Source organism: Streptomyces sp. NPDC093984, assembly GCF_044764595.1.
Taxonomy (GTDB): domain Bacteria; phylum Actinomycetota; class Actinomycetes; order Streptomycetales; family Streptomycetaceae; genus Streptomyces; species Streptomyces cynarae.
The window spans coordinates 453,897-467,262 of sequence record NZ_JBIWIM010000001.1 but is presented as its reverse complement, the minus strand read 5'-3'; the positions used below and the strand labels follow the sequence as shown (position 1 = coordinate 467,262).

The following is a 13,366-nucleotide window of genomic DNA, read 5'->3' as shown; positions in this document are numbered from 1 at the left end:
AGCCCAGCAGCCAGTCGTAGGCAGTCCGGGCGTGAGCTCCGCGGGACTGCGATGCACCGCATCCCGGCCGCGTGCGCGGCGGCGGCTCCCGATGCCCGCCCGAACGCCGCCAGTGTGGCCGCCACCGGGGGAACGTCGGGACCTGCTGACGGCCGGCCCGTCCTCCACGACCACGCAGCCGGCGGGGGACGCGCCGAGGCTGCGCGCGGCCTCCAGGAAGACGTCCGGGGCCGGCTCGCCGTGCCCGACCTCGTCGGCCGAGACGGCCGTGCCGAGCCATGCGCCCGGGCCGGCGCCCGCCATGACCGCCTCGATGGCCTCACGCGAGGAGCCCGGGGCGACGGCCATCGGCACGCCCCGCCTGTGGCCCGCCCGGGGGTCAGTTCGCCGCCGCGCGGCCGATCGAGTCCACCAACGGCAGCAGCCGGTGCGGTACGCGTTCGCGCAGCGCCACCTCCGTGCGGGTGCGCACCACCCCGGGGAGGCTGATCAGCTTCTGGATGACGTCCTCCAGGTGTGCGTTGTCGCGTGCGACCACCCGGGTCAGCAGGTCGCCGCCACCGGTGATGGAGAACGCCTCCACGATCTCCGGCACACCCGCGAGCGCGTCGCCCACCTCGTCCAGATGCCCCTGCGTGACCTCGATGTGCACGAACGCCAGCACGGGGTGCCCGAGCGCGGCGGGGGACAGGGACGGCCCCGTGCCGGTGATCACCCCGTCGCGTTCCAGACGGTCGAGGCGGGCCTGCAGAGTGCCCCGGGCGATGCCCAGGATGCGCGCGTACTCGCGCACGCTGGTGCGCGGCTGTTCGAGCAGCAGCCGCAGGATGCGGGTGTCGAGTCCGTCCACGGCCATGGTCCGTTGGCCTCCCGGTGGTATCAGTGGAGCTTCTGTGACTGTACCAATGGACCAGTGAACAGCGTGTCGGTTGAGCCACCGTGGCTCTGATGCTTTCCTTAGGGGTATCGATGGCGCCGCGCAGCGCAGGACCGGTGACGAGGCCGGAATCCGTGCCCGCGGCGCCATTCCCATGTCCTGGCGTCGCGATGACATGAGAAGTGGGGGCGGACGGACGACGGTGACTCACCCGGCACTGAAGAAGTTGAAGAAGATGTTCACGGCTCCGGATCCGGGGCTGTTCCGGCTGCGCGTGTCGCTGCGTGCGGTGCTCGGCATCGGCCTCGCCGTGACCACGTGCGAGGTCGCCGGGCTGCCGCTGCCGGCCTCGGTCACCGGCGGGCTCGCCGCGCTGCTGGCGCTGTTCACGGTCGCCGACCCGACCGTGCGCGGCCAGGCGGTCACCACCGCGCTGCTGCCCGCCGTCGGCCTTCCGGTCCTCACGGTCGCGACCGCCCTGCACGATGTGCCGGCGGTGCGTGACGCGGTCTGGCTCACGGTCGTCTTCGCCGGTGTGTACGCCCGTCGCTGGGGGCCGCGCGGGCATGCGCTCGGCATCTTCGCCTTCATGACCTTCTTCGTCGCGCAGTTCCTGCATGCCGTCCCGGGGCAGTTGCCGGAGCTGTACGCGGCCGTGGCGCTCTCGCTCGTCACCGCCTCGGCGGTCCGCTTCGGGGTGTGGTGCGTCGAACGCCGTACCCCGCTGCCCGCCGCGCCCGCACCGCTCGGCGGCCGCGGCCTCGCCCGGCCCGCCACCCGCCAGGCCTTCCAGGCGACCGCAGCGTGCGCCTTCGCCGTCGCAGCGGGCCAGGTGCTGTCCCACGAGCGCTGGTACTGGGCCGTCGGCACCGCCTGGTGGATCTTCGTGAACACCGCCTCGCGCGGCGAGACGCTGGTGCGCGGCTTCCGGCGCGTCGTCGGCACGGTCACCGGCATCGTCGCCGGGCTGCTGGTCGCGGTGCCGCTGCACGGCGCCCCGGCGCCCACCGCCGCGCTCGTCGCCGTCTGCGTCTTCGGCATCTTCTACACGGCGGCCCCGTCCTACAGCTGGATGATGTTCTTCGTCACCGTGATGGCGGGCCTGCTCTACGGCCTCTTCGGCGTGCTGCACCCGGGGCTGCTCGCTCTGCGCCTCGCGGAGACGGGCGTCGGGGCCCTGGGGGCGGCCCTCGCCGTCGCGCTCGTCCTGCCGATCACCACGCACACGGTCACCGACCAGTGGGTGCGCCGGGCGGTGCACGCGGTGCACGCCTGCACCGCCGCGGCGGCACGGCGGCTCGCGGGCGACCCGGAGGCGGACCCCGCGTCGCGCGCGGCGGAGCTCGAGGCGCTGCTGGGGCGCGTCCGGCAGGCACTCGCGCCGTTGGTGCATCCGCTGAACCCGTTGCGGGCGCGCAAGGCCCGGGCCCGCCAGGTGCTGGCGCTGCTCGACGAGTGCGCCCGTCGAACGCGCGGCCTGGTCGCCGTCGCCGCGGACCCGGACGCCTCGCACGACGCCCGTCTCACGGACGCGTGCCGCCGCGTCGAGACCGCGGTGGAGGCGCTGCTCGGAGCGGTCCCCGAACGCGCCCTGACGTCTCCCGCGGGCGTCCCGGGCCACCACCCCGGCGCCGAGCAGGCCCTCAGCCACCTCCACGGACTGGAACGGGCCCTGATCGCCCTGGCCGCTCCGTTGCACGGTTCGTCCCCGATCCGGGTCTGACGCCGGTCACCCCGCAGCGGGGTCGGCGGCGGGCTTGCCCGTGACACGACCAAGGGCCCGCTCCTCCGGGGAGCGGGCCCTTGGTCGTACGGGTGTGCAGGGTCAGCGGACCGGCGTCCCCTGCGGCTGCTGCGGGGCGATGCCCAGCGCCGTCGTGTACTTGGCGAGCGCCAGCTTGCCGATCGCCGGGTACGGGCCGAGCGCCTCGGCGGCGGGGCAGCCCGCTTCCTCGGCGGCCGCCTCCAGCAGCCCCGGCTCGAGCTCCGGGCCGATCAGGTACGGCGCGAGCGCCAGCTGCTGCGAGCCCGAGGAGCGCAGCTGCTCGGCCACGGACGTGATCGAACCCTCCTGGTCCAGCGCCGCCGCCATCACCGGGACGGCGAGCCGCGCGGCCAGCAGCATTCCCGTGATCCCGGCCGCCTGCACGGCCTCCTCGCCGCCGACGGAGGCGAGGATGATGCCGTCCGCGGCCGTCGCGACCGTGAACAGGCGGGCGCGGTCGGCGCGGGCCAGACGGGCCTCGGACAGGCGCACGTGGAGCGCCTCGGCGAGCAGCGGGTGCGGGCCGAGGGCATCGGTCAGGTCGGCCGCGACCCGGCTGTCCATGACGGCCTGGCGGACCCGGCGCAGCAGCGCGCTGTCCGGCCCGGCCAGCAGCGGCACCACCACGGCGACGGGGCCGTCGGGCTCCTTGACCTCCAGGCCGGCCGCGACCGCCTGCTCGTGGCGCGCGGCGCGCTCCTCGGCGGTGTGCGTGAGCACGGACTTCAGCGTCGGGAACTCCGAGTCGTCCCCGTCCAGGTAGCCGATGCGCGCGTCCAGGCCGGGCAGCTCGGAACGCGCGATGCTCACGACCTCCTCGGCGAGGCTGCGCGTGGCGGCGCTGGGCGTGCCCGGCACCGCGAGGACGAGCGCAGGCGCGCCCTCGGGAGCCACCACGGGTTCCGGGCGGCGGTGCCGCCCGGGCTGGCGGGGTCGCGGCATTCGTACAGGCAGGCCGGATGCGGGCCCAGTGGGGGAGCTCATGGCGCCGCATGCTACTGGCTTTGTGGGCTCCCCTGTTCGGGGAGGGTGCAGGTGAGCGGTATCCGTCCGGTTTTGTCTGATGAGTTACGTGCGGATGAGAAGTGATCGATACGGTGTGACTTTTCCCCCGCGTACGAGGAGGTAACTCCCCTCTCCCGGCAAGGGGAATCACTCGCTCTTTTCGGTCACGAGATGCAACAGGTGTTCGTCGTCGGGGAGTGTGAGTGAATCGTTCGCGAATGCGAGCGCGATGCGTACGGCGCCGTACAGCGGGTCACCCTCCGCGGGGACCAGGTGTGCCTGCGGCACCTGGCGCGCCAACTCGCGCCGCAGCGGTACGAGAAGGGGCTCGCCCACCCGGAACAGGCCCCCGGTGAGGGCGACGCGGGGTTCGCCCGAGGTGGGGCACACGGCGGCCGCGGACTCGGCCATGTGCCGGGCGGCCGCGTGCAGGATGCCGTCGGCGACCGGGTCGTCCGCGGCGCAGGCGGCCACTTCGGGAGCGAACGAGGCCAGCACCGCCGCCCGGTCGGGGCGCGGATACACCTTGCCGGGCAGGCCGGTGACCGGGCCGAACATCGCCTCGGCCCGCGCCAGCAGACGCTCCGAACCGCCGGGCCGCCCGTCATGCGCGCGCAGCGCCGCCTCCAGCCCTGCCCGCCCGATCCACGCGCCGCCGCCGCAGTCGCCCAGCAGATGACCCCAGCCGTCCGCCCGGTGCCAGCTCGTCAGATCCGTGCCGAGCGCGATCAGGCCGGTGCCGGCCGCCACCACCGCGCCGGGGCGTGCGCCGAGTGCGCCCGCGTAGGCGGTGACGGCGTCCGCGACCAGCGCCACCCTGCGTACACCGAGCTCACGGGCCAGCGCGCCGGGAAGCCGGGCGCGCAGGTCGTCGCCCAGCGTGGCCAGACCTGCCGTCCCGACCGCGACCGCCCGCACTTCGGCACCACCGGCGTCCGCCAGCAACCGCCGTGCGATCGGCAGGAGTTGTTCCAGCAGGTGCCCGGCATCGATCCCCCGGGCACCGGTGCGCACCGGCTCGCGGGACGAGCGCGGGACCGTCGCCGCCGAGGCCGGGCCGCCTCGCGGGGCGAGGGCGACCCGCAGGCCGGAGCCCCCGGAGTCCACGGCGAGCACGGCTTCCGGCACCGCGCCGGATGCGTCCGCCGACGGAACGGGCCCCGGCCCGGAGGGTGTCACGGCAGACGCCAGTCCACCGGCTGCCCACCCTGCCGGATCAGCAGGTCGTTGGCCCGGCTGAACGGCCGTGAGCCGAAGAAGCCCCGGTCCGCCGACATCGGGGACGGGTGCGCGGACTCGATCGCCGGGAGATCGCCCAGCAGCGGGCGCAGATTGCGCGCGTCACGGCCCCACAGAATGGACACCAGCGGCTTGCCACGCCCGGCCAGCGCCCGGATCGCCTGCTCGGTGACCTCCTCCCAGCCCTTGCCACGGTGGGCCGCAGGACGGCGCGGAGCCGTGGTGAGCGCCCTGTTGAGCAACAGCACGCCCTGCCCGGTCCACGGGGTGAGGTCGCCGTTGGACGGCTGGGGCAGACCCAGGTCGGCGTTCAGCTCCCGGAAGATGTTGATCAGGCTGCCCGGCAGCGGCCGTACGTCCGGAGCGACCGAGAACGACAACCCGACCGCGTGGCCCGGTGTGGGATAGGGGTCCTGGCCGACGATCAGGACGCGGACTTCGTCGAAGGGCTGCTGGAAGGCCCGCAGGACGTTCGGTCCCGCCGGGAGGTAGGTGCGCCCCGCGGCGATCTCCGCGCGCAGGAAGTCTCCCATCGCGGCGATCCGTTCGGCCACCGGCTCCAGGGCCTTCGCCCAGCCTGCTTCGACGATTTCATGCAACGGTCGTGGTGCCACGGGCGTCACCCTACTGCCGCTCGCGCACCGGCGATCAACCGGTGACCCATGGGTGACCGGGAATGATCGCGCGGCGGGCGAACAGGGGCCTCAACCGGCGGTTGATGGCGGATCAGGCGATCACCGCCGCCCGTACGCACAGCACGTCCGGCAGATGGGAGGCGAGCTGCTGCCAGCTGTCACCGTCGTCCGCCGACGCGTAGACCTCGCCGTTGCGGTTGCCGAAGTAGACGCCCGCCGGGTCCGCGTCGTCCGTGCACAGGGCGTCGCGCAGGACAGTGCCGTAGTGGTCCTCGGCCGGCAGCCCCGCCGTGAGCGGCTCCCAGCTCTTGCCCGCGTCCGCCGTCCGGAACACGCGGCATCGGTGGCCGGCCGGGACGCGGTCCGCGTCCGCGTTGATCGGGAAGACGTACGCCGTGTCCCCGCGGTGCGGATGGGCGGCCACGGCGAACCCGAACGTCGACGGCAGGCCCTCGCCGATGTCCGTCCAGTGGGCGCCCGCGTCGTCGCTTCTGTACACCCCCCAGTGGTTCTGCAGATAGAGCCGGTCCGCAGCCGCCGCGTCCTGTGCGATCTTGTGCACGCACTGGCCGAACTCCGGGTTCGGATCGGGGAGGAACACCGCGGAGACACCGGAGTTGGACGGCTCCCAGCTCGCGCCGCCGTCCCGGGTGCGGAAGACGCCGGCCGTCGACACGGCGACCGTCACGGCCTTCGGGTCCCGTCTGTCGGTGACCACGGTGTGCAGGCCCTCGCCACCTCCGCCCGGCACCCATTTGTCGCGCGTCGGGTGCTCCCACAGGGGGCGCACCAGCTCGAAGCTCTCGCCGCGGTCCTCGGAGCGGTACAGCGCGGCCGGTTCCGTGCCCGCGTACACCACGTCGGGCTCCGCCGCGGCCGGGTGCAGCTGCCAGACGCGCTCCAGCGAAGCGCCGGTGTCCTTGGGGAACTTGACGGCGGGCCGCGCGGGCTCGGTCCAGGTGCGGCCCAGGTCGTCGGAGTGGAAGACCGAGGGCCCCCAGTGCGCGCTGTCGCCTCCGGCCAGCAGGCGCGGGGTGGCGCCGCGGGTGTCGATGGCCACCGAGTAGACGGCCTGTGCGTTGAAGTACGGGCTTTCGTCGAACTCCCAGGCGCCGCCTCGTCGCCGCGCGATGAACAGTCCTTTGCGTGTGCCCACGGTGAGCAGTACGTCGGCCATGCCGGCCACCTCCGAAACGCCGTTGTTCCAGACATGGGCCAGTCTGCACCCCGGCACTGACAGTCACCCCCGTGGACGGAGTCACCGCAGGTCAGAACCGTGTTTCCGGAGAGCAGAGAGGAAGCGCGCCGGGCGACGGGCGAGCCTTGGGGGCTTTGCGCGGGGGCCGTGAACCCGCGGGCGGCGGACGCCGGGTGAGCAGCGGCGGGCCCGCTCGCGTATGGGAGGGCGTCGGGGGGTGTCCGTGCATGCGTGAGGAGGATGCCATCGATGAGGTGGCTGTCGTCGATGACGTTCCGCGGTCGCAGGGTGTGGCTGTGGCGGTGGCGGCGCAATCCGCTGCGGCGCCGCAGCGATGCGCTGGAGGCCTGGGTGGTGCTGGCCGTCTGGGCCGTGACCGTGGTCGGGGGAGTGCTGACGGGATGGGCGGCGACGCACTCGGTGGAGCGAGGGCTGGCCGAGGAGCGGGCGCAGTGGCACCCGGTCGTGGCCCTGCTCACCCAGGACGCCCCGAAGAGGGGCGCCGCCGGGGCGCAGCGGGTGTGGGCGAAGGTGCGGTGGACGGGGGAGGACGGTTCGTCGCACGCCGGGCAGGCCCGAGTGGCCGCCGGCAGCCCCACTGGCACGGCCGTCACCGTGTGGACGGACCCCGGGGGCTCCCTGGTGACACAGCCCGCCACCGAGTCCCAGGCGCAGGTCCGCGCGGCCATGATCGGGCTGCTGGTGGGGGCCGGCGCGGCGGCGGTCCCGTTCGTGGGCGGACGCATCCTGCGTGAACGCCTGGAACGCCGGCGCATGGCGCAGTGGGACGAGGCCTGGGCGCGGTTCGGGCCGCTTTGGGGCCGGATGACGGGCTGACCGGCGACCGGCCGCACGCGATCTGACCGTCGTCGATGTGCCGACGCCCGGGGGACACGCCGCAGGGCCTGTCCCCAGTGCGCTCGACGTCCGCGCGGGCGGGCGAGGACAGGTCAGACGGAACGGTGGTACTGGTCCGGGATCCGCACCTCGCCGCCCAGTTCGCGGGCCGCGAGGCGGGCGAAGGAGGGGTTGCGGAGCAGTTCGCGGCCCAGCAGCACCGCGTCCGCCTCCCCGTTGACCAGGATCTTCTCGGCCTGCCCGGGCTCGGTGATGAGTCCGACCGCGGCCACCGGCAGGGACGTTTCCGCCTTCACCCGGGCGGCGAAGGGCACCTGGTAGCCGGGGCCCGTCGGGATGCGGACGCCCGCCGCGTTGCCGCCGGTCGAGACGTCGAGGAGGTCCACGCCGTGCGTCTTGAGGTCGGCCGCGAAGCGGACCGTGTCGTCGGCCGTCCAGCCGCCCTCGTCCAGCCAGTCGGTGGCCGAGACGCGGAAGAACAGCGGCTTGTCCTGCGGCCACACCTGCCGCACCGCGTCGACGACCTCGAGTGCGAAGCGGGTGCGGTTCTCGTACGAGCCGCCGTAGGCGTCCGTGCGGTGGTTGGAGTGCGGGGAGAGGAACTCGTTGATGAGGTAGCCGTGCGCGCCGTGGATCTCCACGACCTCGAAGCCGGCGGCCAGGGCGCGGCGGGCCGCGTCCGCGAACCGCCCCACGATCTCCTGGATACCGGTCACGGTCAGCTCGGTCGGCACGGGGTGGCGTGCGTCGAACGGCACCGCGCTCGGCGCGAGCGGCTGCCAGCCGTAGGCGTCGGCGCCGACCGGCGCGCCGCCCTTCCAGGGCCGGTCCGTCGACGCCTTGCGGCCGGCGTGCGCGAGCTGGACCGCCGGAGTGGTGCCCTGCTCCTTGAGGAAGCCCGTGATCCTTTGGAAAGCCTCGACCTGTGTGTCGTTCCACAGGCCGAGGTCGTACGGGGAGATGCGGCCCTCGGGGGAGACGGCCGTCGCCTCGACGACGATCAGGCCCGTGCCGCCGGTCGCGCGCGCCGCGTAGTGCGCGAAGTGCCAGTCGGTCGGTGCGCCCGTGGCGGGCCCCTCGGGAGCCGCCGAGTACTGGCACATCGGAGGCATCCAGAGGCGGTTCGGGACCGTCACATCGCGCAGGGTGAAGGGTTCGAAGAGCGCGCTCACGGCGGACTCCATTCGGTGCGGTGCCGACAACGACCCTCGTACGATAGCCATCGTAGTACGGCGGATGTCAAACTACGATGGTCCTCGTACCATGAAGGCATGAAGGGGAGTCTCCCGGACGCCCCGCCGGATGGACCCCCGGACGAACTGGAGCTGTTGTGACCCCCGCCGCCCCCGCTCTCGGCAGCCGCGACCTTCCGCACCCGGTGCGTGAGGACATCCGACTGGAGGCCGTGCTGCACGCGCTGTCCGACCCCATGCGGCTGCGGATCGTGCGGGAGCTCGCCGCCGTCGGCGACGAGCTCTCCTGTTCGCACTTCGACCTGCCCGTCACCAAGTCCACCAGCACGCACCACTTCCGGGTGCTCCGCGAGAGCGGGGTGATCCGGCAGGTCTACCGGGGCACGGCCAAGATGAACGGCCTGCGCAGGGACGACCTAGACGATCTCTTCCCTGGGCTCCTCGACACCCTCCTCACCGCCGCCGCGCACCAGGCCGTCCGCCTCCAGGACGGCTGAACCGGCCTTCGAGGGCAGGTGGTTGAAGAGCAGATTCAATACGATCGCGGTCAGGCAGCCGGCGCTGATGCCGCTGTTCATCACCGTCTGGAACCAGTCCGGGAACTTCTCGTAGACCGTCGGCACCCCGACCGGCAGCATGCCGACCGCCACCGAGACGGCCACCACCGTCAGGTTGTGGTTGCCCCGGAAGTCGACGCCGGCCAGCGTCCGCAGTCCGCTCGCGGCGACCGTCCCGAACATCACCAGTCCCGCCCCGCCGAGCACCGGCGCCGGAACGGCCGCGACCACCGCGCCCAGCTTGGGCAGCAGACCCAGCAGCACGAGCATGCCGCCGGAGGCCGCCACGACCCAGCGGCTGCGCACCCGGGTCATGCCGACCAGGCCGACGTTCTGGGCGTACGCCGTGTACGGGAAGGTGTTGAACACGCCGCCGAGGATCGTGGAGAGCCCGTCGGCCCTCAGGCCGTCCGCGAGGGAGCGCGGCTCGGCCCTGCGGCCGGTCATCTCGCCGACCGCGATCAGGTCGCCGGTGGTCTCGGTCATCGTCACCACCGCGACCACCAGCATGGACGCGATCGCCGAGGCGTGGAAGACGGGCGTACCGAAGTGGAACGGCGTGCTGATACCGACCCAGTCGGCGTGTCCTACCCCGCCGAAGTCCGTGAAGCCGAACGGCACCGCGATCGCCAGCCCCACCACGATGCCGATCAGCACCGCGATCCGGCTGAGGAACGCCGGCGCGAAGCGCTGCACCGCGAGGACGACCAGCAGCACGAAGGCCGCGAGGGCCAGATTCCTCGGCTCCCCGAAGTCCTTCGAACCCTGGCCGCCGGCGGCCCAGTTGCCGGCCACCGGCAGCAGCGACAGCCCGATGATCAGGATGACCGTACCGGTGACGAGGGGTGGGAAGAAGCGAAGGAGTCTGCCGAAGACGGGGGCCAGCAGCACGATCGCGAGGCCCGCGACGATCACCGAGCCGTAGATGGCGGGGAGTCCGCCGCCCGTCGTCCCGATGAGCACCATGGGGGACACGGCGGCGAAGGTGCAGCCCTGCATGATCGGCAACCGTACGCCGAAGCGCCAGAAGCCGACGCACTGGATGAGGGTCGCGATGCCGCACACCAGCAGGTCGGCGGTGATGAGATAGGCCAGGTCGGCGGCCGGCAGTTTCATGGCGCCGCCGACGATGAGCGGTACTGCCACGGCGCCGGCGTACATGGCGAGGACGTGTTGGAGGGCGTAGGCGGCGAGTTGGCGTATCGGGGGGACTTCGTCAACGGGGTGCACGGTGGGCATGGGGGAGAACGTAAACTCCTTGAACAGTTTGTTGATTTCAGGGGTGTTGCGGGACTGTGTCGTGCGCGGCGGCCATCAGCGACTGCCAGTCCGGGAGTTTCACCACTCCCCGGCCCAGCGACGCCCCGAGCGCCGCCTCCGCCCGTTCGATCGCCAACCATCCCGGCCACTCGACCGGCCGTACTCCGTCCTCCCGCAGGGCCGCGAGCGCGTCGTCCGGGACCTCGCGGGCGGCGAGGCCGGGCGCGTCCTGGAGCAAGGAGGTCACCGTCTCCTTCGCGCAAGGGCGGTTCGTGCCGATGACGCCCGTCGGGCCCCTCTTGATCCACCCCGCCACGTACTCGCCGGGGGAGACCTCCCCGGCGCGCAGCACCCGTCCCGCCCGATGCGGCACGGTGCCGGTCTTCGCGTCGAACGGCAGGCCCTCCAGCGGCACTCCGCGGTAGCCCACCGAACGCAGCACGAGCTGTGCCTCGATGTCCTCGTAGCGCCCGCTGCCGGTGACCCCGCCCTGTCCGTCGGGCAGCGTCCGCTCGAAGCGCACGGCGCCCACCCGGCCCGCGTCGGCCAGCAGTTCGACCGGGCGCAGGAAGAACCGCAGTCGGATCCGCCGCGCCGCACCGCTCGGTGGTGTCGCGGCCCAGCCGCGCAGCACCTCAACGTTGCGGCGCTGGGTGGGCGGCAGCCCGGACGGATCGACGTACGCCGGGTCGAGCGCCAGTTCCCCCTCGTCCACGACGACGACGGTGTCCGGCAGGGCGCCCAGCTCGCGCAGTTCCTTGGTGGTGAAGCGGGCCTGGGAGGGACCGCGACGCCCCACCATGTGGATCTCCGTGACCTTGTTGGCGGCCAGTGCGGTGAGCGCCGCCTGCGGCATGTCGGTGGGGCTCAGGTCCGCCACCTCGCGGGCCAGCATCCGGGTCACGTCGACCGCGACGTTCCCGACGCCGATCACCACGGCCGCCCGCGCGTCGTGCAGGAAGCCCTCCGCGACGGAGTCCGGGTGCGCGCTGTACCAGGACACGAACTCGGTGGCCGACCAGCTGCCGGGCAGGTCCTCGCCCGGGATGCCGAGATGCCGGTCGGTGGCGGCGCCCACGCAGTAGACCACCGCGTGGTACAGCTCGCGCAGCCGGGCGGGCGGCACCCCGCCTGCGCCCACCTGGACGCCGCCGAGGAAGCGGATCCGCTCGTGCTCCAGGACCGTGCGCAGATTGTTCTGCAGGGACTTGATCTTCTCGTGGTCGGGGGCCACGCCGTACCGCACCAGTCCGTACGGGCACGGCAGGCGGTCGAGAACGTCGACGCACACCTGTGGATCCTGCTGGACCAGGCCCTGGGCGGTGTAGACCCCGCTCGGACCCGAGCCGACGACGGCGACATGCAGCACGGCGGAACTCCCTCGCGGAGGAGATCGCTGGTGGCTCCAGCATTGCACCGCGCACGGCGGGAGGGGAGGGGGCGTGCCGCTGGGCCGACGGGGTGCGGTGCGCTCTCCTTCTGTGCGTGGCTCTCCGCATGGTATGTGACCATTCGCTTACGTTCCGTGTGTGCTGGAAGTGTCCTTTCAGGATTTTTCCGATCGATCTCGGTCGGATGTGCCGGTGGCCGTGTGGCCCGCCTGGGAAGTGCGGGAGCACGGGAGTGTCACGTCGTGGTACGCGGTTCGGCTCGATCTGCCCGACGGGGGCCGGGTCGACGTCCTCGCCGTGGTCGCGGGCGGCGGCGTGTCGATCGAGGAGGTGCGGGCCCAGCCGCCCCTGTCGCTGGGCGATCTGACGGCCCTCGCGGACTGGATCGAGGAACCGTTGCTCGAGGCGTGCGGTGTGGACTCCGAGTCGCCGTACGAGCCCCTGGGGGCGCCGGCGGACCGGCACCGTCCCGTCTGGCCGCGCGGTGTCGAGGGGTGGCGCCTGGTCGCCGAGGAGTACCGCGCGGCCCAGACCGAGGGCGTCGACCCGGTGTACGCGGTCATGTGTGCGACAGGGCGAAGCCGGCGCCGCTCGCTGAAACTGATCGCCGGAGCGCGAGACGCCGGATTCCTGACGCCACGTCATACCCGGCGCTGACCGGGCGGGGCCCGCGCGCGCCAACCTCACAACATGTCGCGCATCCGGCCGATCTCGCTCGTCTGCTGTGCGATCACGTCGTCGGCCATCTCCTCGATCTGGATGTTGTTGCCCTCGGCCTTCGCGTCCGTCGCCATCGTGACGGCGCCGCCGTGATGAGTGATCATCAGCTTGAGGAACAGCTCGTCGAACGCCTTGCCCTCCGCCGCGCGCAACTGCTTCAGCTGGGCCTCGGTCGCCATCCCCGGCATCGCGTCGTGCTGGTGGGCGCTGCCGTGGTCGTCCTTCGCATGCGCCGCCAACCACGCTTCCATCGCGGCGATTTCAGGCTTCTGTGCGGCCGTGATCCGTTCCGCGAGTCGTTTCACCTGGTCCGATTGCGCCCGCTGCGGTGCCAGTCGTGTCATCTCGAGCGCCTGCCGGTGATGTTCGATCATCATGTGTGCGTAGGAGAAGTCCGCCGCGTTCGGCGTGTCGTCCTCCGCGCGCCGCTTGCCCGCCTCCTCCGCGGAAAGCGTCTGCGCCGCCTCGCCGGGCTTCCCCGGGGCGATCACCGAAGGGCCGTCCCCGGCGGCGGAGTTGCCACCTGACCCGGAGTCGCATCCGGTGAGCAGGGCGATCGCCAGCGGCAACGCCACCAGCGACATGACGGACGCACGGCGGCGGAGAGCACGCGCGTGACCGAAGACGTTCGTTACGAGTGCATTGCCATCTGTTGATCTGCCCATGAG

13 protein-coding genes and 1 pseudogene are annotated in these 13,366 nt (G+C 72.7%); 4 read left to right on the top strand and 10 right to left on the bottom strand.

Going from position 1 to position 13,366, the window contains the following annotated elements; genetic code table 11:
* Positions 1–165 precede the first annotated feature (165 nt).
* Positions 166–354 (bottom strand): annotated as a pseudogene (locus ACIRC0_RS02205) (HAD family hydrolase); the annotation flags it as partial.
* Positions 355–379: 25 nt separating this feature from the next.
* Positions 380–856, bottom strand: a complete 477-nt coding sequence (locus ACIRC0_RS02200) for an Lrp/AsnC family transcriptional regulator (RefSeq protein WP_403610051.1) — start codon at positions 854–856, stop codon at positions 380–382.
* Positions 857–1,112: 256 nt separating this feature from the next.
* Between ACIRC0_RS02200 and ACIRC0_RS02195 the strand changes: the two genes are divergently transcribed.
* Positions 1,113–2,600, top strand: a complete 1,488-nt coding sequence (locus ACIRC0_RS02195; protein ID WP_403612642.1) for an FUSC family protein — start codon at positions 1,113–1,115, stop codon at positions 2,598–2,600.
* 102 nt (positions 2,601–2,702) lie between these two features.
* Here the strand turns inward: ACIRC0_RS02195 and ACIRC0_RS02190 are convergent, their stop codons facing one another.
* From ACIRC0_RS02190 to ACIRC0_RS02175, 4 genes are all read right to left on the bottom strand, one after another.
* Positions 2,703–3,626, bottom strand: coding sequence for a sirohydrochlorin chelatase (locus ACIRC0_RS02190; RefSeq protein ID WP_403610049.1), 924 nt, complete (start codon positions 3,624–3,626; stop codon positions 2,703–2,705).
* A 168-nt stretch (positions 3,627–3,794) separates the two neighbouring features.
* A complete protein-coding gene (locus ACIRC0_RS02185) occupies positions 3,795–4,826 on the bottom strand; it encodes an N-acetylglucosamine kinase (RefSeq protein WP_403610046.1) in 1,032 nt (343 codons plus the stop codon).
* Entirely contained in the window at positions 4,823–5,500 is a 678-nt protein-coding gene (locus ACIRC0_RS02180) for a uracil-DNA glycosylase (RefSeq protein ID WP_200420174.1), read from the bottom strand. The genes ACIRC0_RS02185 and ACIRC0_RS02180 overlap by 4 nt, the downstream gene beginning before the upstream one ends.
* Positions 5,501–5,612: 112 nt before the next feature.
* Positions 5,613–6,698 carry a WD40/YVTN/BNR-like repeat-containing protein gene (locus ACIRC0_RS02175; RefSeq protein ID WP_403610044.1) on the bottom strand — a complete coding sequence of 362 codons (1,086 nt, stop codon included), beginning with the start codon at positions 6,696–6,698 and terminating at the stop codon, positions 5,613–5,615.
* A 288-nt stretch (positions 6,699–6,986) separates the two neighbouring features.
* On the opposite strand from ACIRC0_RS02175, the gene ACIRC0_RS02170 reads away from it, so the two are divergent.
* On the top strand, positions 6,987–7,556 hold the full coding sequence (locus tag ACIRC0_RS02170; protein WP_403612640.1) for a hypothetical protein: 570 nt from the start codon (positions 6,987–6,989) through the stop codon (positions 7,554–7,556).
* Positions 7,557–7,669: 113 nt separating this feature from the next.
* Here ACIRC0_RS02170 and ACIRC0_RS02165 read toward each other — a convergent pair whose 3' ends face one another.
* The gene (locus ACIRC0_RS02165; RefSeq protein ID WP_403610041.1) at positions 7,670–8,749 is read right to left on the bottom strand and encodes an NADH:flavin oxidoreductase/NADH oxidase; all 1,080 of its coding nucleotides are present in this window, start codon (positions 8,747–8,749) and stop codon (positions 7,670–7,672) included.
* A gap of 158 nt (positions 8,750–8,907) precedes the next feature.
* Between ACIRC0_RS02165 and ACIRC0_RS02160 the strand changes: the two genes are divergently transcribed.
* Positions 8,908–9,267, top strand: a complete 360-nt coding sequence (locus tag ACIRC0_RS02160; RefSeq protein ID WP_403610039.1) for an ArsR/SmtB family transcription factor — start codon at positions 8,908–8,910, stop codon at positions 9,265–9,267.
* Here ACIRC0_RS02160 and ACIRC0_RS02155 read toward each other — a convergent pair.
* Together ACIRC0_RS02155 and ACIRC0_RS02150 are read right to left on the bottom strand one after the other, a co-directional pair.
* Positions 9,187–10,566, bottom strand: a complete 1,380-nt coding sequence (locus ACIRC0_RS02155; RefSeq protein WP_403610036.1) for a nucleobase:cation symporter-2 family protein — start codon at positions 10,564–10,566, stop codon at positions 9,187–9,189. The two genes, ACIRC0_RS02160 and ACIRC0_RS02155, sit on opposite strands and share 81 nt — an antisense overlap.
* A gap of 37 nt (positions 10,567–10,603) precedes the next feature.
* Entirely contained in the window at positions 10,604–11,956 is a 1,353-nt protein-coding gene (locus ACIRC0_RS02150; protein WP_403610034.1) for an FAD-dependent oxidoreductase, read from the bottom strand.
* A 214-nt stretch (positions 11,957–12,170) separates the two neighbouring features.
* Here ACIRC0_RS02150 and ACIRC0_RS02145 point away from each other — a divergent pair, with 214 nt between their 5' ends.
* Positions 12,171–12,635: a DUF6214 family protein gene (locus ACIRC0_RS02145; RefSeq protein WP_403610031.1), complete on the top strand. Its 465-nt coding sequence runs from the start codon at positions 12,171–12,173 to the stop codon at positions 12,633–12,635.
* A 26-nt stretch (positions 12,636–12,661) separates the two neighbouring features.
* Here the strand turns inward: ACIRC0_RS02145 and ACIRC0_RS02140 are convergent, their stop codons facing one another.
* Positions 12,662–13,282: a DUF305 domain-containing protein gene (locus ACIRC0_RS02140; RefSeq protein ID WP_403610029.1), complete on the bottom strand. Its 621-nt coding sequence runs from the start codon at positions 13,280–13,282 to the stop codon at positions 12,662–12,664.
* Positions 13,283–13,366 lie beyond the last annotated feature (84 nt).